This is a genomic window from Microbacterium sp. TPU 3598, assembly GCF_002356155.1.
In the GTDB taxonomy this organism is placed as follows: Bacteria; Actinomycetota; Actinomycetes; order Actinomycetales; family Microbacteriaceae; genus Microbacterium; species Microbacterium maritypicum_A.
Window position 1 is genome coordinate 3374930 of the sequence record NZ_AP017975.1, and the last position, 16262, is coordinate 3391191.

Below are 16262 nucleotides of genomic sequence, written 5' to 3' on the forward strand. Positions count from 1 at the left end.
AATATTTAGGCACACCGAAAAATACGCTACGGTTTCGGTGTGCCTAAAAATTCCCCTGTCCCGATGACGACTGCTGCCACACCCCCCGCCCGCGCCCCTCGCAGCCTGTGGTTGCTGGGCCCCGCCCTCGTGGCGGGCGTCGCCTACCTCGACCCCGGCAACGTCGCCAGCAACATGACCGCAGGAGCCCAGTACGGATACCTGCTGGTGTGGGTCGTGCTCGCTGGCAACGTGATGGCGTGGCTGATCCAGTACCTCTCCGCGAAGCTGGGCGTCGTCACCGGGCAGAGCCTTCCCGAGGTGCTGGGGGCGCGGCTGAAGCGTCCATGGGCACGCCGCGCATACTGGCTGCAGGCCGAGCTCGTCGCGATGGCCACCGACCTGGCCGAGGTCATCGGCGGCGCGGTCGCCCTGAACCTCCTGTTCGACGTGCCGCTGCTGCTCGGCGGCCTGATCACGGGTGCCGTCTCGATGATCCTGCTCACGGTGCAGAGCCGGCGCGGTGCCCGTCCGTTCGAGTTCGTGATCATCGGCCTCATGGCGATCATCACGATCGGATTCGTCGCGGGAGTGTTCGTCGCCCCGCCGGACCCGGCGGGGGTCATCGGCGGGATGGTCCCCCGTTTCGAGGACACGGGCTCGGTCCTGCTGGCCGCGTCGATCCTCGGCGCGACGATCATGCCGCATGCGATCTACGCGCACTCCTCACTCGCCCGCGATCGCTTCGGCGCCTCGACCTCTCACGCCGGCGACGAGGCGGCGCGCACCGAGACCTCGCGCATCCGCCGACTGCTCACCGCCACCCGATGGGATGTCTCCATCGCCATGGTGATCGCGGGATCCGTCAACCTCTGCATCCTGCTGCTCGCCGCCGCGAACCTCGCCGGCGTCGAGGGCACCGACTTGCTGGAGGGCGCACATGCCGCTCTCGCCGCCGGACTCGGACCGGTGGTGGCCACGTTCTTCGCCGTGGGACTGCTCGCCTCGGGACTGGCATCGACCTCGGTGGGCGCTTACGCGGGGGCGGAGATCATGCACGGACTGCTGCATGTGCGCATCCCGCTGCTCGCCCGGCGCCTCGTGACGCTGATCCCCGCGCTCGTGATCCTCGGCATCGGCTTCGACCCCACCCTCGCGCTGGTCCTCAGCCAGGTGGTGCTCTCCTTCGGCATCCCGTTCGCGCTGATCCCCCTGGTCGTGCTCACCGCGCAACGACGCACCCTGGGGGCCTGGGTCAACCGGCGATGGACGACGGCTGCGGGGGTCATCGCCTCCGTGTTGCTGATCGCGCTCAACGGCGCCCTGCTCTGGCTGGTGCTGACGGGAGCGTGAGCCCGGATAGGCTCGAAGCATGTCTGCCGAGAACGCCCGTCGCAACGTCCGCATCCTCACCTGGATCGGCTTCGCGACCGGCGTCATCGGCGGCCTGCTGATCGCGTTCCCGACGGTCATCGGGTTCGGCAGTCCGTGGGTGCAGCTCGCCTTGGGAGTCGCCACGCTCGTACTGGCCTTCCGGGCCCGCAAGATCGGCATGGCCGAGGTCGAGGGGTTCGACGGCCGACTCTCGCTGGCCGCCGCCCTCCTCGGATTCCTCGTGCTGTTCTTCGCCGGCCAGGCCGCGTTCGGCATCCTCGTCGCCGTCGCGAACTGACTCCTCGCCGTCGCGAACCGACTCGTCCCGCCTACGCCGTGACGAAACCCGTCACGAGGTAGAGCACGAACGACAGCCCTGCAGCGATGCCCGCATACGGCAGGATCGCGAGCATGAGGTTGATCGGCTTGATGCCGATCGATCTCGACGCGAGGATGATGCCGTCGCCGTAGAGGCAGGTGGTGCTGCCCAACGCCGCCCCGGAGAACACCGCGGCGCCCGCGAGGATCGGATCGGCACCGAGCGCGAGCGCCAGCGGGAGCACGACCGGGGTGATCACCGCGGCGAGATCCCAGAACGACCCGGTCGCGTACGCATAGATGCCGCACACCGCGAACACGATCGCCGGCAGCAGCGCCGGGGTGAGCACGGGCTCGGTGACCTGGATCACGAACTCGGCCAGCTGCAGGGTGATGTTCATCTCCTGCACCATGAACGCGAGGACCGTCAGGATCATCACGAACAGCATGCTCTCGATGCCCTCGAGCGCGGCATCCAGCACCCCACGGATGCGGAGTCGGCGCTGCACGAGCACGATCACGATCGTCACGGCGAGAGACGCGGCGGTGCCGGCGACGACGTTGGCGTTCGTCGCGATCGTCACTCCGACGAGCACGGCCATGGCGATCAGGAAGCCCCACGGCTGCGGCTTGCGGTCGGTCTCGGTCGAGGTCGCGAGCGCCGTCGCGACACGCTGCGCGGTCGAGCCGTCGGGGTCGTCGGCCTTCAGCTCGGCCAGGAGCGCCGCGCCTTCGGCCCGTCGCTCGTCGTCGGTGGTGCCGACGGGGAAGACGTCGCCGTCCCGCTCCGCCCGGATCGCGTCACGCTTGATCGCGCCGAGCTTCGGAAGCCAGCCGATGCTCATGAGAAGCGCGACGGCGAGAGCCGCCCAGCCGAAGAAGATGAAGGGGATCGCCTGCAGGTAGGCACCGAACCCGGTGCCTCCGACCGTGACCCCCTGCGCCTCGAACAGTCCGGAGAAGAACAGCGCCCACGTCGAGACCGGGATCAGGACGGCGATCGGCGCGGCCGTCATCTTCATGATCGCGCCGAGCTGCGTGCGCGGCACCCGGTAGCGGTCGGTGACCTGCTTCATCGACGTGCCCGTGGTGAGCACGTTCAGGTAGTCGTCGACGAACAACACGACCGACAACAGGAACGTCAGCACCATCGACTTGCGGCGGGAGGTGACGAACCGCTCGGCCCAGTTCGCGAAGTCGGTCACGATGCCGGACTTCTCGAACAGCATCATCAGGATGCCGAACAGCGCGACGATCAGCAGCAGCCACTGCGCCGTCTCGTTGGAGAGGGCTTTTCCGGTGTATTCGACCCAGACGTCGAAGCCGCCCCAGCCGCCGAGGATCAGTGCCCCGGCGACGGTGCCGCAGAACAGGGCGAAGAGGGTGCGTCTGGTGGCGACCGCGACGATCAGGATCACCACGATCGGGAGGAGCGCGAGAGCGCCGAATTCAGGCATGGGAGTCACCTCAGTGTGAAGGGGGGGTACGAATCCGAAGGGAGAGCGCGGGAAGGTGCGGGAGGGTGCGGTCGAGCCCGGGGTCAGGGCTCGGTGCCACCGACGACGGTCCCCTGCACGGGGAGGTCGGGGAGGTCGTCCGGGGAGACGTGCAGCGGGTTCTCCGCCCACACGGCGTAGTCGGCCCGGAACCCGGGGGCGATGCAGCCGAGGTCGGCATCTCCCTGGGCCCGGGCGGCGCCGACGGTGTATCCGTGCAGCGCCTGGTACGGGGTGAGCACCTGGTCGGGCTCGAAGACCGGGGCGTCGGGGTCGCCCGGGCGGCGGCGCAGCATCGACCACGCGAGGCCGATGCGGGCATCGTTCTGCGCGATGGGCCAGTCCGACCCGAGGGCGAGGGGCGCCCCGGCCTCCCAGTAGTCGCGCACACGCCAGGCGCGAGCCGCACGCACGGGCCCGAGCCTGCTCGACCAGTCATCCGAGCCGTCGGCCTTGCGCCACTGCATGTGCAGGGGCTGCATCGAGGCGGTGATCCCGGCTGCGGCGATACGGGCCACGTCGCGGTCGGTCGTGGTCTCGAGGTGCTCGATGCGGTGCGGAGCTCCTGCGGCGCTGCGCACCCCGGCCGCGAGATAGGCGTCGACGACTTCCCCGACGGCCCGGTCGCCGATCGCGTGCGTCGCCACCTGGAATCCGGCCTCGGCGTATCTGCGCACGGTGCGGGCATAGGCGGCCGCGTCCTTCCAGAACGGCTCCAGGCCCGCGCCCGCGCTGTCGGGTTCGTGCAGCCAGGCGGTGCCGGTCTCGACCACGCCGTCGGCGTAGAGCTTGACCACGCCCCCGCGCCACCGGTCACCACGGCGGTCGCGCATCGCGAGGTTCGCGGCGGTCCGATCCTCGTCGAAGCCGGGCTCGTGGTCGATGGCCGAGACGATGCGGATCGGCAGCCCCGGCCCCTGCTCCAGGGCGTCGAGCAGTGCGAGCGTGGCGAAACCGCCGTCCATGATCGTGCCGCCGGTCAATCCGGAACCACGCAGTCCGCGCAGCAGCTCGTGCCCCACCGCGAGGGTCTGATCGCGGGTCAGTGCCGGGGCGCTCAGTCGCACGGGCTCATAGGCGCCGAGCTCGCGCAGTTCCCCGGTCGGGCGGCCGTCGGCATCGACGACGACGCAGGACGAGTCCTCGAACTCGCGTGCGCGGGTGATGCCCGCACGCTCGAGTCCGGCACGACTGGCGAGGGCGGTGTGGCCGTCGAACACGATCAACAGCGCGGGGAGTCCGCGCACCGCATCCTGGATCGCCTCCGCCGTCATGGGCAGCTCGTGGAACACGTCGTAGTCGAGGTTCCAGCCGCGCACCCACGGGTCGGCATCTTCGGCGAGCGCACGATCGGCCTCGGCGCGCAGCGCCGTCAGCAGCGCCGCGCCGGTGGTCAGACCGCCCAGGTCGATCCCGGCCGTCAGCTCGATCCCCTGGATCGGATGCAGGTGCGCGTCGATCAGGCCGGGGGTCACGGTCGCGCCGCCGAGGTCGCGCACGACGGTACGGGGCCCGCGCAGCTCCCGGACCAGGGCGTCGTCGCCCACGGCGAGGAAGCGACCGTCGCGTACCGCGAAGGCGCTGGCGTGCGGGCGGCGCGGGTCCATCGTCACCACGTGCGCGCCGGTGACAATGGTGTCGGCGTCGAAACCGGTCATGGCTGTACCTTCGTCGGTATTGGATCCTTCGGTATTGAAAGAGTTTCAATAAAATACCAGACGCCCGAGCAGAATCGAGCACGATGACGAAATCTCCGCGCAGCGTCGGCCGACCGTCGACCCGGGTGCTCACCGAGGAGCGCATCCTGAAGGCCGCGTTCGCCCTCAGCGCGCAGCGCACACCGCGCCAGTTCACGATGACCGCGCTCGCGGAATCCCTGGGCGTTCGCACCTCGGCGCTCTACCACCACTTCGCGAACCGCGACGCCGTGATCCGGGCCATGCGCGGGCAGGTCAGCCGCGCGCTCATCTCCCCCGTGCGGCACGAGATGTCCGTCGAGGAGGCACTGCTCACCTGGGCCCACAGCTACCGCGACGCCGCGATCGCCGCCCCCGAGGCCATGGTGATGCTGGCGACCTCACCGATCGATGCCGACGAGGGCTCGTTCGCCGACTACGAGCAGATCGCACGCCTGCTCGCGGACGACGGCTGGCCGACCGTCACCATCGTGGACGCCATCGTGGCGCTGGAGTCGTTCATCATCGGCTCCGCCCTGGATGCCCTCGCGCCCGCAGACAACATGGCCCCGGGTGCACTCGCGCCGGATTTCCCGACGTTCGCCGAGGCCGAGGCCGCCAGGGCGCAGCTCAGCACGGACCCCGCCCGCCGCACGTTCGAGATCGGGGTGCGGGCACTCATCCACGGACTCACCGCGTGGGCGCGCGACAGCACCACGTAGGCTGGACCGGTGGCATCCCCGGCAGCTGACGATTATCTGAAGACCGTCTACGCGCACACCGAGTGGCAGGACGCACCGATCACTCCCTCGGTGCTTGCCGCGAAGCTCGGCATCGCGCCGTCGTCCGTCACCGAGATGGTGAAGAAGCTCGCCGCCGCCGGCCTCGTATCGCACGTGCCCTACGGCGCGGTGCGGCTGACGGACACGGGCACGGCGCGCGCCCTCGCGATGGTGCGCCGACACCGCCTGATCGAGACCTGGCTGGTGCAGGAGTTCGACTACGGCTGGGACGAGGTGCACGACGAGGCCGAGGTGCTCGAGCACACCATCAGCGACCGACTGCTCGAAGGCATCGACGCGCGCCTGGGACGCCCCCGCTTCGATCCGCACGGCGACGCGATCCCCGACGCCGACGGTCGCATCGAGCGCGTACCGTTCGTGCTGCTCGCCGACGCGCCGGTCGGGCACACGGGACAGGTGCTGCGGGTCGACGACCGCGACCCCGAGCTGCTCCGAGCCCTCGAAGCACTCGGACTGGCGGTCGCGTCGACCGTGACGGTCACGGCATCCGGGGCCGAGATCGACGGCACGGAAGCGGCGTTGCCCGATGGCGCGGCCCAGGTGGTCTGGCTGAGCGCCTAGCCACCGCCGCAACACGGTCAGGTGCGCGTCGCCTGCGGCCTCTAGGCTGTGCTCATGGCACAACGTGACGACATCGAATGCTGGCTGACCGACATGGACGGCGTGCTCGTCCATGAGAACGACGCCATCCCCGGAGCCTCCGAACTGCTCGCCGGCTGGGAGAGCGCAGGCATCCCGTACCTGGTGCTCACGAACAACTCGATCTTCACCGCGCGCGACCTGTCGGCACGCCTGCGCATCAGCGGGCTGCACGTGCCGGAGGAGCGCATCTGGACCTCGGCGCTCGCGACCGCCGACTTCCTGAAGCAGCAGCTCCCCGGCGGCTCGGCGTTCGTGATCGGCGAGGCGGGCATCCTCACCGCCCTGCACGATGCCGGCTTCATCATGACCGAGACGAACCCCGATTTCGTGGTCGTCGGCGAGACGCGCAACTACTCGTTCGAGGCGATCACCAAGGCCATCCGCCTCATCATCGGCGGCGCGCGCTTCATCGTCACGAACCCCGATGCCACGGGCCCGAGCACCGACGGACCGCTCCCCGCCACCGGAGCGATCGCCGCCCTCATCACCAAGGCCACCGGTAAGGAGCCGTACGTCGTCGGCAAGCCGAACCCGATGATGTTCCGTTCGGCGTTGAACAAGATCGGCGCGCACTCGAAGCGCACCGGCATGATCGGCGACCGCATGGACACCGACGTGGTCGCCGGCATCGAGGCGGGCCTGCACACGGTGCTGGTACTCACCGGCATCAGCGATCAGGCCGAGATCGAGAAGTACCCGTTCCGCCCCGACGAGATCGTGCAGTCGGTGGCCGACCTGCTGCCGCGGATCACCGAGACGATCACGACGGTGAAGACCAAGAAGTAGCCATGGGCGCGCTCGACGACGGCGAACGGCTCAGAGCGGCGGATGCCGCGGCCTGGCGTGTCTGGCTCGCGGAGAACCATGAGCGCACGGCGGGCGTCTGGCTGCTCAGCGTGCGCGGATCGTCCGACGGCGTCGGCTACGAGGACGCCGTGCGGCAGGCACTCTGCTTCGGATGGATCGACGGCCCGGTGCGCGTGTTCGACGACGGCACGGGCGACCGCGCCAACGGTCAGTGGTTCTCTCCTCGTCGTCCCGGCAGCGGCTGGGCGGCCACGAACAAGGCGCGCATCGCGGAGCTCGAGGCCGAGGGGCTACTGGCTCCCGCCGGTATCCGTGTGCTCGAGGTGGCGAAGGCGAACGGCTCCTGGACGGTTCTCGACGGACCGGAGGCCGGGATCGAACCCGAGGAGCTCTCCGCCGCGCTCGATGCCGTCCCCGCCGCACGCGAGAACTGGGACGCGTTCCCGAAGTCGGTCAAGAAGTTCGGCCTCACGCACATCGCGATGGCCAAGCGGCCGGAGACCCGGTCCGCCCGCATCGCGAAGATCGTGGCGGATGCCGCGGAGGGGAAACGCCCATGAATCAGAACGACCTGCTGTTCCTCGTCGTCTTCCTCATCCTGCTCAGCTCGCTGACGGTGTTCATCGTGCAGTTCGTGCGCTCGCGCCGAGGACGCGGCGGCTCGGACGACGGGCGCGCCGGCTGGTGGGAAGGCCCCTGGGACGACGACGACCGCAGACGCTGAGCCTGCGGCCGCCGGAGAACCTCGCGGGATCGGAACTCTGTCAGGACGCCAGCGAAGCCCCGGGGATCGCGGCCAGCAGCTCGCGCGTGTACGGGTGCTGCGGAGCGTCGAAGATGCGCTCGGGCGTGCCGCTCTCGACCACGACACCGCGCTGCATGACGTGCACCTCGTCGGAGATCATCCGCACCACAGCGAGGTCATGGCTGATGAAGAGGTAGCTCAGGCCCAGGCGCTTCTGCAGGTCGGCGAGCAGGTCGAGGATCTGCGCCTGCACCAGCACGTCGAGCGCCGACACCGCCTCGTCGAGCACCACGAGCTCGGGTTCGAGCGCCAGGGCCCGGGCGATCGCCACACGCTGACGCTGTCCGCCCGAGAGCTCGTGCGGCAGGCGCTCGGCCATGGCGGCCGGCAGCGCGACCTGCTCCAACAGCTCGAGCACGCGCGCGTGACGCGAGGCCGTGGTGCCGATGCGGTGCACGCGCAGCGGCTCGGCGATCGACTGCTCGATCGTGTAGCGCGGGTCGAGCGAGGCATAGGGATTCTGGAACACCGGTTGCACACGACGACGCAGGGCGAACAGCTCCTTGCGGCGGAGCGTGGTGAGGTCGAGCCCGTCGAACAGGATCGAGCCGGACGTGGCGTCTTCGAGCCCGAGCACCATGTTCGCGGTGGTGGACTTGCCGGAGCCCGACTCTCCCACGATCGACACCGTGGTGCCGCGGCGGATCTCGAAGCTGACGCCGTCGACGGCCGTGAAGGTCTGCGGCTCCCCGGCCTTGGGCGCGCGGAGGGCGAACTCCTTGCGGAGGTTCCGGATCTCGACGAAGGGCGTGCCCGTGGCGGCCTCGCGCTGCGGCAGCGCATCCCGGCGCGAGGCGAGGCTCGGGGCCGCGGCGAGCAGCTGCCGGGTGTACTCGTGCTGCGGGGCGCCGAGCACCTGCGCCGAGGTGCCCTCCTCGACGACGCGGCCGCGGAACATCACGACGATGCGGTCGGCGCGCTCGGCGGCGAGGGCCAGGTCGTGCGTGATCAGGAACACCGCGGTGCCGAGCTCGTCGGTGAGCGTGTCGAGCTGGTCCAGGATGCGTCGCTGCACGGTCACATCGAGGGCGGAGGTGGGCTCGTCCGCGATCAGCAGGCGCGGCTTGCAGGCCAGACCCATCGCGATCAGCACGCGCTGGCGCATGCCGCCGGAGAACTCGTGCGGGTACTGGTGGGCGCGCTGCGCGGCATCCGCGATCCCCACCATCTCGAGCAGCTCGACGACCCGCGCCTTCGTGGCATCGCCGTGTGTGTGGCCGTGCACCTCGAGCGCCTCGCCGATCTGCTCGCCCACGCGCATGAGCGGATTGAGGTTCGACATCGGGTCCTGCGGCACGAGGCCGATCCCGGCGCCGCGCAGGGAGATCATCGCGTTCTCGGGCAGGTCGGTCAGCTCGCGCCCGTCGAAGCGGATGCTGCCGGCCGTGATCACCCCGTTCTCGGGGAGCAGACGGTTGACCGCAGCCGCGGTGGTCGACTTGCCCGACCCCGACTCGCCCACGATCGCGACCGTCTCACCGGCGGCGATGTCGATGTTCACGTCGCTGATCGCGGTGACCAGCTCGGAACCGGTCCGGAAGGCGACGGCGAGGCCGCTGATGCTCAGCACGGGCTCGGTGGTGCTCATGGTGTTCTCGTTCCTTCGTTTTCGCGGAGAGGTTCGTGGTCGTCGAGGAGTGCGGGAAGCGCGGCGCGCCACAGCAGATCGGTCGGTGCGGGTGTGACCGCGAACAGGCGGTTGGTCAGCAGCACGGCGGCTGCTCCCGTTCCCGGAACGAGCCCGAGGGCGCAGCCTGTGAATCCCGGGTGCCAGACCATGCGGGTCGGCCGCCCGGAGACGGCGATCGTCTCGCTGCGCCAGCCCAGCGCCTGCCCGGCATCCGGTCCGTCCCGGAACAGTTCGGCGACCGCATCCGGCCCCCACAGCTCCGGATGCCGCTCCGGAGCGGCGAGCGCCGCCCCCAGGGTCAGCAGGTCATCGACGGTGCTGAACAGCCCGGCGTGACCGGAGACGCCCCCGAACGCATGGAAGCAGTTGCCGTCGTTCGCGACGCCGGCGATCTCGCCGTCACGCCAGGCGAAGTCCTTATCGACGGTGAGGATCGGATACGGCTCTCCGGTCGCGACCATGCGACGCTCGGCGGCGTCGCCCACGGCGGACGAGGCGACGGGGCGGTCGACGGGTCCGTACCCGGTGTGATCGAGGCCGAGGGGCGCGGTCACCAGTTCGCGCACCGCGGCATCCAGGGGCAGTCCGGTGACCGCCGCGACGATGCGGCCGAGGAGCATGAACCCGAGGTCGGAGTAATGACGACCTTCGTCGAGGCCGTAGCGCAGCGGGAGGGCGTCGGCGGCCGCAGCGGCATCACCGGCGTGCTCGCGGTCGAGGTAGAGCGGCTGCCACTCCCAGAGTCCTGCACGGTGCTGGAGCAGATGGCGCACGGTCGCGCCCGGGGCGCAGGCGGTGCCGGGCACGAAACGGTCGACCGGGTCGTCGAAGCCGAGGTCACCGCGGCTGACCAGTCGCAGGATCGCGGTCGTCGTCGCGGCGACCTTCGATACCGAGGCGATGTCGAAGGAAGTCGCGGTGGTCATCGGGGTTCCGGCCAGGTCAGCCAGACCACCCGCGGCGACGTCACGGCCGGCATCGGTCACGACACCGGCGACGGCGCCCCGCGGCGCGGCATCCGTCGCCAGAACAGCGGTGACGGCAACGGCGGCGGTCATGCGCGCACCTCCGAGCGGTCGACGAGGTCGACGAGGGTGTCGGGCCGGGTATCGGATGCGAGGGCGGTGATGCCCAGTCCGGTGCCCGATCCGAGTTCCAGCATGTCTCCGGACAGCGCCACGCCACCCACCACGGGCGAGCTCCGCAGCCACAACGCGGCATCCAGGTCGTGCACCACGTCGGGGGCGACAGCGGCGGCCAGGTGGGCGGCGGCCGTCACGCCGACGTGCGATTCCATCATGCAGCCGATCAACACGCCCAGACCCGCTGTGCGGGCGACTTCTGCCGCAACGAAGGCCTCGGCCAGGCCGCCGGTCTTGGCGAGCTTGATGTTCACGAGGTCTGCGGCACCACGGTCGGCGACGACCCGGACATCCCGCGCCGTGCGCACCGACTCGTCGGCCATGATCGGCGTGCCGACGGCGGCCGTGACCGCGGCGAGCGCGTCGAGGTCGTGCGCCGCGACCGGCTGCTCGACGAGTTCGAGCCCGAGCCCCTCGTCTTCGGCGGCCCGGATCACCCGGATCGCGGTCTCGACATCCCAGGCCTGGTTGGCGTCGACGCGCAGCGTGATGGCAGGCCCGACCGCGGCACGCACGGCCCGGAGCCCGGCGACCGTGTCGTGCGCCGCGGACGCCTTGATCTTGAGGCATCCGAAGCCCGCGGCGACGTGCTCCTCGGAAACGGCTGCCAGCGCGGACGGCTCACCCGCGGACAGGGTCATGTCGGTGCGGATGCGCGCGGGCGCCGGTGCGCTCGTGAGGCTCTGCGCAAGCGGGAGTCCGCGCTGCTGGGCGGCGAGGTCGGCGACGGCGCACTCGACCGCGCTGCGGGCCGCGGCATTGCCCCACACTGCACGGGCGATGTCGGCGGCGATCCCGGGATCACCGACGTTCCGTCCGAGCACGACCTCGGCGAGGGGTCCTGCCACCACGGCGGCAACGCTCGGCGGACTCTCCCCCGTCACGCGCCAGCTCACGGCGGCTTCGCCGTATCCTCGACGACCGTCGACGTCGCTCACCTCGACGAGCACGACGTCGAGGTGCTCCGTCTGCCGCACCGCCGTGACGAACGGACGCACCAGGGGCGAGGGGACGCGGAGCACGCGGATGCGCTTCACGGTGCTCATCTCAGGACTGCGCTCATCTCAGGACTCCGCTCATCTCAGGACTCCGCTCATGCCCACTCCTTGCGCATGCGCTGTTCGGGCTCACCGAACTCCGGCTGCGTGCGGGTGGCGCCGTCGGGGTGCCAGCCCTTCGCCTCGTAGAAGCCGATCGACGGCGCGTTCGCCGCGAACACCCACAGCGTTGCGGCCTCGGCGCCGGCGTCCCGCAGGTCTGCGGTCGCCTGCGCCAGCAGCGCACCGCCGATCCCACCGCCATGGGCGCGTGGCGAGACGTACAGGGAGTGCACGGCCCCGTCGATCCGCCCGTCGTCGGCAGTGGTCGCGGCGTACCGGGTGATCCCGACGATCCCGCCGTCGCGGACGGCCACGAGCACGACGCCGACCGGTTCGGCGAGCACCCGGCGCCACAGGGCCTCGGCACGCTCATCCGTCATCGCGTCGATCCCCGCGTCGGGGAGAACACCCCGGTAGCTCTCCCGCCAGCACGCGAGGAACACCTCGAGCACCCCGGACAGGTCGTCCGGGGTGGCGGGGCGCACCTGGAGGCTCACGATGCCGCGGCCTCCGTGAGCACGAGGGAGTCGATGGAGGCGACGGGTTCGGGCATCTGCAGCGGTCCGACACCGGGCGTGATGGTGCCGAGGATGCGCGGCTCGCGCGCTCCGGTGCCGCCGGGGACGATCGCGGGGACGCCGTGCATCGTGGACCAGCCGATGAGAGCGAGGAGGATCGCCTCCTTGCTGTCGGCCGCGGCGCCCAGCTCGTCGGCCAGCACGACCTCGGTGTCCGGCAGCGCGGCGCGCAGTCCGTCGAGGATCAGCGGGTTGCGGCATCCGCCGCCCGACACGGCGAGGAACCCGATGCCGGCGGCCTCCACGTCGCGCGCGACCGTGCGGACCGTGAGCTCGGTCAGGGTGCGCACCACATCGGCGACCGGGATCTCCCGGTTCTGCGCGGCGAGGTGCTCGTGCACGTAGCCGAGGTGGAAGTGCTCCTTGCCCGTGCTCTTGGGCGGGGTGAGAGCGTAGTACGGGTCGTCGAGCAGAGCAGCCAGCAGCGCCTCGTCGACCTGACCGGTGCGGGCGATCGCGGCGTCGTCGTCGTAGCCGAGCGGGTTGAGGTCGTGCTCGACGATGACCGCGTCGACCAGTGCGTTCGCGGGGCCGATGTCGTACGCGACCAGGCCGTCCTGCCGCACCACGGTCATGTTCGAGATGCCGCCCAGGTTGAGAGCTGCAGAGACCCCGGCGCGCGAACGCAGCAGCAGCTCGTCGAGGAACGACACCAGCGGGGCACCGTGGCCGCCGACCGTGATGTCGCGGATGCGGATGTCGGAGACCACGGGGGCGCCGACCTTCTCGGCGATCCAGGCCGGCTGCCCGATCTGCAGGGTGCCCAGCGCGTGCGCGCCGTCGACCCAGTGGTAGACGGTCTGCCCGTGCGAGCACACGGCATCGACACCGCCGACCTCTGCCGCGATGTCGGCCGCGACCGCGGCGAACGCCTGCCCGATGAGGGTGTCGAGCTCCGCCACCTCGGCGAGCGTGGTCTGCGCCGGTGGCAGCGCAGCGATCAGGCGCGCCCGCAGCTCGGGGGCGTAGGGCACGCTCGTCGCCGCCAGCACCGTGCCGTGCAGATCCACGCCGTGGGCGGTGAAGCCGCCACTGGTCGTGAAGTCGACGACGGCGGCATCGATCCCGTCGTGCGAGGTGCCGGAGATCAGTCCGAGGACGCGCATCAGTTCTCCTCCAGTGCGGTGCGCAGCCGACCGTCGGCCGCGTCCAGTCGTGCGGTGGCCGCGGCGAGGTCCTCGCCGCGGCGGATCATGATCGACGCGAGCTTCACGTCGTATGAGGTCGCCTCCAGTGCCGCCTTCGCCGCGCCCCGATCGACATCCGCGATGGTCTGCACCATTCGGATCGCCCGCTCGCGGAGCTTGTGGTTGGTGGCCTTCACGTCCACCATCAGGTTGCCGTAGGCCTTGCCGTTCCGCACCATCGAGATGGTCGAGAACATGTTGAGCACGAGCTTCTGGGCAGTACCCGACTTGAGCCGCGTGGAGCCGGAGAGCACCTCGGGGCCGACCTCGACCTCGATCCCGTGCTCCGCCGCCGCGCTCAGGGCGGTCCCGACGTTGCAGGAGAGACCGATGCTGAGAGCACCGCGTTCGCGCGCCCGACGGACGGCGGCGATCACGTAGGGCGTGCGTCCGCTCGAGGCGATCCCGATCACGGTGTCGAGCGGACCGATGCCCGCGGCATCGATGGCCGCTGCGCCCGCTTCCGCGTCGTCCTCTGCTCCCTCGACGGGGTTCACGATCGCGCCCGGCCCTCCGGCCATGATCGCGAACACCAGCTCGGGCGGAGTGCTGAAGGTGGGCGGGCACTCCGAGGCGTCGAGCACGCCGATGCGGCCGGGGGTGCCCGCGCCGACGTAGACCAGGCGTCCGCCCTGCGCCATGCGATCGGCCGTCGCCTCGATCGCGGGCACGATCTGCGGGAGGGCGCGCTGCACCGCGGCGGGCACCGTGGCATCCGCCTCGTTCATGGTCTGCGCGAGTTCGGCGACGCTCATGAGGTCGAGCTCCGCATAGCGGGGATCGCTGGCCTCCGTGGCCAGTCCGCCGAGATCCTCCATGGTCATCGCTTTCCTCTGTTCCGGGGATCGAGGCTGTCGCGCAGCCCGTCGCCGAGCAGGTTCAGTCCGACGACGAGCAGCACCACGATCACGCCGGGCGCGATCATGGTCCACGGGGCGATCGTGACGAGCGTGCGCGCCTCGAAGATCATCGAACCGAGCGAGGGTGCGGGCGGCGGCGTGCCGAGTCCGAGGAAGCTCAGCGAGGCCTCGGTGAGCACAGCCCACGAGAGCGAGAGCGTGACCTGCACGATGATGATCGACGTGATGTTCGGCAGCACGTGGCGGAACATGGTCGCCATGCGGCTCTGGCCGGTGCTCTTGGCGGCCTTGACGTACTCGACCTCGCGCAGCGACAGCACGGGCCCGCGGGTGACGCGGATGAAGATCGGCACGTAGACGATCGCGATGGCCACGGCGATGGTGAACCAGTTGCGCTCGAACACCGAAGCCAGCGAGAGCGCGAGCAGCAGCGGTGGGAAGGCGAACAGCACGTTCGTGACCGCGGTGATCGCCCCGTCGGAGAAGCCGCGGTAGAACCCGGCGATGAGTCCGCAGACGGTGCCGACCACGGTCGCAAAGGCCACGGCGACGACCGAGATCAACGCCGAGTTGGCGACGCCGGCGGCGACGCGGGAGAACACGTCGCGCCCGAACTGATCGGTGCCGAACCAGTGCACGGCCGACGGCGGCTGCAGGCGGGACGGCGGGTCCTGCGCGAGCGGGTCGAAGGGCAGCAGGCCGAACGCCGAGACGAGGCTGAGCACGGCGAGCAGGACCACGATGATGAGGCCGGTGAGTCCGCTGCGGCTGCGCAGCAGGAGACGCACGCGCTCCATGGTGCGCCCGCCGCCGGGGGCGAGGGCCGGGGTCTGAGAGATGTCGGTCATGCGGCACGCACCCGAGGATCGATGACCCGGTACAGCAGGTCGGTGAGCAGGTTGACGATGACGAAGGCGAGCGCGATCACGAGCACGGTGCTCTGCACGAGCGCGTACTCCTTCTGCTGGATGCCGAGCAGCACCTGGCGTCCGATGCCGGGGAGCGAGAAGATCTGCTCGACCACGACGGCACCGCCGAGGAGGTAGCCGAACTGCAGGCCGGTCATCGTGACGATGGGCACGAGAGCGTTGCCGAGCACGTGGCGCACCTGCAGGCGACGCGGAGGGACGCCCTTCGCCCTGGCGGTGCGGATGAAGTCGTTGGAGCGGATCTCGAGCACGGCCGTGCGGGTGGTGCGCATGATCGGTGCGGCGATGCCGAAGCCGAGCACGATCGAGGGCAGCAGCATCTGCTGGAGATTCAGCAGCGGATCCTCGAACAGCGTGGCGTAGGCCTGGCCGTTCGGGTTGAAGCCGAACGACGAGGCGAGGATCGCCAGGAGTGCCGTGCCGAGCAGGAACGCGGGGATGGAGAGACCGGCGAGGCCGACGACCTGTCCGACGCCGTCGCGGAACGAGTCGGGCTTCGAGGCGGAGAGCATGCCGAGCGGGATGCCGATGGCCAGCGCGATCACGATCGAGAAGATCGCCAGCTCGAACGTCACGGGGAGGGCGGCGGCGGTGAGGTCGAGGACGCTCGTCTGCGCCCGGGACGAGAAGCCGAGGTTGCCGGTGAAGATGTTGCCCAGCCACGAGAAGAATTGCACGACGAGCGGCTGGTCGAGGCCGTAGTAGGACTCGAGGGCGGCGCGCTGCGAGGGCGTGAGAGCGGCCGCCTCGGTGCCGAGGCCGGAGCTGATCTGGTCGCCAGGGATGGCGCGCAGCATCAGGAAGACGAAGATGGCGACGCCGAGGAGCGTGCCGAGGGCTGCGAGGATGCGTCGCAGCACGCTGTTGCGGAGGAGCTGTCTGAACATGCGCGTGTGTGGGTGCCTGTCGTCGGGGAGGGAGGGGGCGCGGGGTGGC

17 protein-coding genes are annotated in these 16262 nt (G+C 70.3%); 7 read left to right on the forward strand and 10 right to left on the reverse strand.

From position 1 onward, the window contains the following. Nucleotides 1-63: 63 nt before the first annotated feature. Together MST3598_RS16125 and MST3598_RS16130 are read left to right on the forward strand one after the other, a co-directional pair. The gene (locus MST3598_RS16125) at nt 64-1332 is read left to right on the forward strand and encodes an Nramp family divalent metal transporter (protein ID WP_029259449.1); all 1269 of its coding nucleotides are present in this window, start codon (nt 64-66) and stop codon (nt 1330-1332) included. Nucleotides 1333-1351: 19 nt separating this feature from the next. Next, nucleotides 1352-1651 carry a hypothetical protein gene (locus MST3598_RS16130; RefSeq protein ID WP_029259448.1) on the forward strand — a complete coding sequence of 100 codons (300 nt, stop codon included), beginning with the start codon at nt 1352-1354 and terminating at the stop codon, nt 1649-1651. Nucleotides 1652-1682: 31 nt separating this feature from the next. Here MST3598_RS16130 and MST3598_RS16135 read toward each other — a convergent pair whose 3' ends face one another. Together MST3598_RS16135 and MST3598_RS16140 are read right to left on the reverse strand one after the other, a co-directional pair. Beyond that, nucleotides 1683-3128 carry a Na+/H+ antiporter NhaC family protein gene (locus MST3598_RS16135; protein WP_029259447.1) on the reverse strand — a complete coding sequence of 482 codons (1446 nt, stop codon included), beginning with the start codon at nt 3126-3128 and terminating at the stop codon, nt 1683-1685. An 83-nt stretch (nt 3129-3211) separates the two neighbouring features. Next, nucleotides 3212-4825, reverse strand: a complete 1614-nt coding sequence (locus MST3598_RS16140; RefSeq protein WP_029259446.1) for an amidohydrolase — start codon at nt 4823-4825, stop codon at nt 3212-3214. An 83-nt stretch (nt 4826-4908) separates the two neighbouring features. On the opposite strand from MST3598_RS16140, the gene MST3598_RS16145 reads away from it, so the two are divergent. Genes MST3598_RS16145 through MST3598_RS18570 form a run of 5 tightly spaced genes read left to right on the forward strand, consistent with a single transcriptional unit; the run spans nt 4909 to nt 7819 of the window. Further along, complete coding sequence (locus tag MST3598_RS16145; protein WP_021198235.1) at nt 4909-5565, forward strand: TetR/AcrR family transcriptional regulator; 657 nt, start codon at nt 4909-4911, stop codon at nt 5563-5565. 9 nt (nt 5566-5574) lie between these two features. Next, nucleotides 5575-6207 carry a metal-dependent transcriptional regulator gene (locus tag MST3598_RS16150; RefSeq protein ID WP_029259444.1) on the forward strand — a complete coding sequence of 211 codons (633 nt, stop codon included), beginning with the start codon at nt 5575-5577 and terminating at the stop codon, nt 6205-6207. 54 nt (nt 6208-6261) lie between these two features. Then, a complete protein-coding gene (locus MST3598_RS16155) occupies nt 6262-7074 on the forward strand; it encodes an HAD-IIA family hydrolase (protein WP_021198233.1) in 813 nt (270 codons plus the stop codon). Between the two features lie 2 nt (nt 7075-7076). Continuing rightward, complete coding sequence (locus MST3598_RS16160) at nt 7077-7655, forward strand: YdeI/OmpD-associated family protein (protein WP_029259443.1); 579 nt, start codon at nt 7077-7079, stop codon at nt 7653-7655. After that, nucleotides 7652-7819, forward strand: a complete 168-nt coding sequence (locus tag MST3598_RS18570; protein WP_021198231.1) for a hypothetical protein — start codon at nt 7652-7654, stop codon at nt 7817-7819. Before MST3598_RS16160 ends, MST3598_RS18570 begins: the two co-directional genes overlap by 4 nt. 40 nt (nt 7820-7859) lie before the next feature. Here the strand turns inward: MST3598_RS18570 and MST3598_RS16165 are convergent, their stop codons facing one another. The 8 genes from MST3598_RS16165 to MST3598_RS16200 are packed head-to-tail and all read right to left on the reverse strand — an operon-like array spanning nt 7860 to nt 16213. Next, complete coding sequence (locus MST3598_RS16165; protein ID WP_029259442.1) at nt 7860-9488, reverse strand: ABC transporter ATP-binding protein; 1629 nt, start codon at nt 9486-9488, stop codon at nt 7860-7862. Continuing rightward, the gene (locus MST3598_RS16170; protein WP_051671075.1) at nt 9485-10588 is read right to left on the reverse strand and encodes a serine hydrolase domain-containing protein; all 1104 of its coding nucleotides are present in this window, start codon (nt 10586-10588) and stop codon (nt 9485-9487) included. The genes MST3598_RS16165 and MST3598_RS16170 overlap by 4 nt, the downstream gene beginning before the upstream one ends. Further along, nucleotides 10585-11718, reverse strand: coding sequence for a dipeptide epimerase (locus tag MST3598_RS16175; RefSeq protein WP_051671073.1), 1134 nt, complete (start codon nt 11716-11718; stop codon nt 10585-10587). Before MST3598_RS16175 ends, MST3598_RS16170 begins: the two co-directional genes overlap by 4 nt. 47 nt (nt 11719-11765) lie before the next feature. Next, nucleotides 11766-12269 carry a GNAT family N-acetyltransferase gene (locus MST3598_RS16180; protein ID WP_021198227.1) on the reverse strand — a complete coding sequence of 168 codons (504 nt, stop codon included), beginning with the start codon at nt 12267-12269 and terminating at the stop codon, nt 11766-11768. Further along, a complete protein-coding gene (locus tag MST3598_RS16185; protein WP_029259438.1) occupies nt 12266-13456 on the reverse strand; it encodes an anhydro-N-acetylmuramic acid kinase in 1191 nt (396 codons plus the stop codon). The genes MST3598_RS16180 and MST3598_RS16185 overlap by 4 nt, the downstream gene beginning before the upstream one ends. Then, nucleotides 13456-14361 (reverse strand): N-acetylmuramic acid 6-phosphate etherase, encoded by a 906-nt coding sequence (gene murQ, locus MST3598_RS16190; RefSeq protein ID WP_021198225.1) that lies wholly within the window; start codon nt 14359-14361, stop codon nt 13456-13458. The genes MST3598_RS16185 and murQ overlap by 1 nt, the downstream gene beginning before the upstream one ends. Next, on the reverse strand, nt 14358-15245 hold the full coding sequence (locus MST3598_RS16195; protein WP_021198224.1) for an ABC transporter permease: 888 nt from the start codon (nt 15243-15245) through the stop codon (nt 14358-14360). Before MST3598_RS16195 ends, murQ begins: the two co-directional genes overlap by 4 nt. Next, on the reverse strand, nt 15242-16213 hold the full coding sequence (locus MST3598_RS16200) for an ABC transporter permease (protein ID WP_021198223.1): 972 nt from the start codon (nt 16211-16213) through the stop codon (nt 15242-15244). The genes MST3598_RS16195 and MST3598_RS16200 overlap by 4 nt, the downstream gene beginning before the upstream one ends. Between the last annotated feature and the right edge of the window lie 49 nt (nt 16214-16262).